Genomic DNA, 3,116 nt, shown 5'->3' on the forward strand with positions numbered 1-3,116 from the left:
AACCGTGGCCTGCGCTCAGCGCGGGCCACCACCGCGACGGCCACCGCCGCCTGCGTTCTTCTGCTCGGCTGCCTTCAGTTCGGCCTCGGTCGGTGCGGCCGGGGTCTCGCCCGGCTTCAGTGCGGTGACCTTGCTGCCCGGCTTCAGGCGGAACTGGCCTTCACTGACCACCCGCTCGCCGCCCTTCAGGCCTTCGGCGATCTGCACCTGGCTGTCGCCCACTTCCACGCCGCTGCGCACGGTCTGCATCTTCACCGTGTTGTCGCCCTGCACGACATAGACGTACTCGCCGTCCGGGCCACGCAGCACCGCCTGGGTCGGAATGACCACGCCGCCGCCGATGGTGCGCAGCTGCATGCGCACGTTGACAAACTGGCCCGGCCACAGGCCGTTGTCGGTGTTGTCGAATACGGCGCGCGCCTTGAACGTGCCGCTGTCGGCACTGATCAGGTTGTCGACCACATCGAGCTTGCCGTCGCCGGACAGCACGTGCGAATCGGCGCGGTCCAGCGCCGCCACCGGTACCGTGCCGGCGGCCTGTGCCTGGCGCACATCGCCGAGCTGGCGCTCGGGCAGGTTGAACAGCACGTGGATCGGATGGATCTGGGTCAGCGTGACCAGCGCGGTACCGGCGCTGACCACGTTGCCGGCGTCGACCGCACGGATGCCGGCGATGCCTGAGATCGGCGCGGTGACCCGGGTGTACTGCAGCTGCACCTGCGCCGAGCGCATGCTGGCCTCGTTGGCGGCCACGGCGCTTTCGTACTGTGCCACTTGGTTTCGCTGTGTATCCAGATCGGTCTTGGCGACGTACTGGCGATACTCCGGCGCGTTCGAGCGCTGGTAGTTGGAGCGCGCGGTGGCCAGCAGGGCCTCGTTCTGGCGCTTGGCTGCCGCGGCCTGGTCGTAGCTGGCCTGGGCGGTGCGCGGATCGATCACCGCCAGCACATCACCCTGCTTCACTTCCTGGCCTTCACGGAAATTCAGGCTCATCAGCTGGCCGCCGACCTGCGGGCTGACAGTGACGGTGTTCATCGCGGTCACCGTACCCAGCGCGCTGGCATACACCGGCACGTCCTGGCGCGTGGCCTCCACCACGGTCACCGGCACTGGACCGGCATTCGGATCTTCGCCGCCCTGGCGCGCGCCCGCAGCAGGTTTTCCAGCCTTGTCCTTGCCCCCGCCGATGACGCGCAGGCCGACCACGGCCAGCACCAGGATCGCCACGACCAGCAGCACGATCTTCCAAACACGTGACATTACGAGGACTCCGAGAGGGCTGGACCGGACGGGACGCCGGGACAATGCGCAAAGCATACCTGTGCCACATCACGTTTCCTGCATGACGGATGGGACGGGCGCTAAGACCGGATGCGGCGCCGGAGGTTCCCGTGGCGCCGGTGTTGCCCTACATTCAGCTGGAACCCTCTTGCTGTGGAGATTGCGATGCGCCGTTCGCTGCTGCTGTCCGCCCTGCTGCTGGCCCTGCCGGCGCTTGCCCATGCCCAGGACGGGCAACGCCCGGAAGTGACCGCCGCCGCGCAGCGGCTGCAGGCCCAGGTGGTCGAATGGCGTCGTGATTTCCACCAGCACCCGGAGCTGTCCAACCGCGAGGCGCGCACCTCGGCCGAGGTCGCCAAGCGCCTGCGTGCGATGGGCCTGAAGCCGAAGACCGGCATCGCCCACCACGGCGTGGTGGCGATCATCGAAGGCGGCAAGCCAGGCCCGAAGATCGCGTTGCGCGCGGACATGGACGCGTTGCCGGTGACCGAGCAGACAGGCCTGCCGTTCGCCTCCAAGGCCACCGACCAGTACCGCGGGCAGACCGTGGGCGTGATGCATGCCTGTGGCCACGACGCGCATACCGCCACCCTGCTCGGCGTGGCCGAAGCGCTGGTATCAATGAAGAAGGACCTGCCGGGCCAGGTGATGCTGATCTTCCAGCCGGCCGAGGAAGGCGCGCCGCCGCCGGAAGAGGGCGGTGCCGCACTGATGCTGAAGGAAGGGCTGTTTGCCGACTTCAAGCCGGAGGCAGTGTTCGGCCTGCATGTGTTCTCCAGCGTGCAGGCCGGCCAGATCGCGGTGCGCGGCGGCCCATTGATGGCTGCCTCTGATCGCTTCGGGATCAAGGTGATCGGTCGCCAGACGCATGGCTCGGCACCGTGGAACGGTGTTGACCCGATCGTCGCCACCGCCGATCTGGTCGGCACCGCGCAGACCATCGTCAGCCGCCGCGCCAACCTGTCCAAGCAACCGGCGGTGCTGACCTTCGGCGCGATCAACGGCGGCATCCGCTACAACATCATTCCCGATGAAGTGGAGATGGTCGGCACCATCCGCACCTTTGACGAAGGCATGCGCCAGCAGATCTTTGCCGACCTGCGCAACGTGGCCGAGCACACGGCCGCCGCGCACGGTGCGAAGGCGGTGACCGACATCTACGAGTCGGAGGGCAACCCAGCCACGGTGAACGACCCGGCGCTGACCGCGAAGATGCTGCCGAGCCTGCAGGCGGTGGTGGGCAAGGACAACGTGTACGAGCCGCCGCTGCAGATGGGCGCGGAGGATTTCTCGCTGTACGCGAAGGAAGTGCCGGGCATGTTCTTCTTCGTCGGCTCCACCAGCGTGGGCATCGACCCGGCGACGGCGCCGGCCAACCATTCGCCGAAGTTCCTGCTGGATGAGAAGGCGCTGGATGTGGGATTGAGGGCGTTGCTGCAGGTGAGCCTGGATTACCTGCACGGTGCCGGTACTCCGGCGGGGTAAGGGTTACCGGCAGGGCTTGCAGCCCTGGGTACGCGACATCGCATGCGCGCTGTCGCTCCCACAGTTCGCTGCGCGAACGGTGGGCCCCCCTTACCAGCTTCCAGACCCCTGCCGCTTCGCGGCCGCCCCCTGACTCAGGGGGCTTTCCTCCAGACCCGATCCCGTGGCTTGCCGGTAGATCCACGCCATGCGTGGATGGCAGACATCGAAAATGTCCGAAGGATCGGATTTTGATTTTCTGATCTTTCCCGTGGTGGATCGGCGGCAGAAATGTGTCGGGGGGCCGGGTATCCAGGGGCTGCGTGGGCTCGGCGGTGGCAGGCGGTTGCGGTTGGGAACAGGCGCCGATC

Annotated in this window: 2 protein-coding genes; one reads left to right on the top strand and one right to left on the bottom strand. The window is 67.3% G+C overall.

The features are described from left to right. Window positions 1-15 precede the first annotated feature (15 nt). Entirely contained in the window at window positions 16-1,260 is a 1,245-nt protein-coding gene (locus ABGA94_RS16795) for an efflux RND transporter periplasmic adaptor subunit (RefSeq protein WP_069140039.1), read from the bottom strand. Between the two features lie 186 nt (window positions 1,261-1,446). Between ABGA94_RS16795 and ABGA94_RS16800 the strand changes: the two genes are divergently transcribed. Further along, complete coding sequence (locus ABGA94_RS16800) at window positions 1,447-2,766, top strand: M20 family metallopeptidase (protein WP_053500212.1); 1,320 nt, start codon at window positions 1,447-1,449, stop codon at window positions 2,764-2,766. The last annotated feature ends 350 nt before the right edge of the window (window positions 2,767-3,116 follow it).

The sequence above is a fragment of the Stenotrophomonas sp. 3diitr2024 genome, assembly GCF_042136455.1.
GTDB classification, from domain to species: Bacteria; Pseudomonadota; Gammaproteobacteria; order Xanthomonadales; family Xanthomonadaceae; genus Stenotrophomonas; species Stenotrophomonas sepilia.

Bases quoted from the DNA above. Each gene is read 5' to 3' on its own strand.
- ABGA94_RS16800 (WP_053500212.1), top strand. From the start codon at position 1,447: ATGCGCCGTTCGCTGCTGCTGTCCGCCCTGCTGCTGGCCCTGCCGGCG.
- ABGA94_RS16795 (WP_069140039.1), bottom strand. From the start codon at position 1,260: ATGTCACGTGTTTGGAAGATCGTGCTGCTGGTCGTGGCGATCCTGGTG.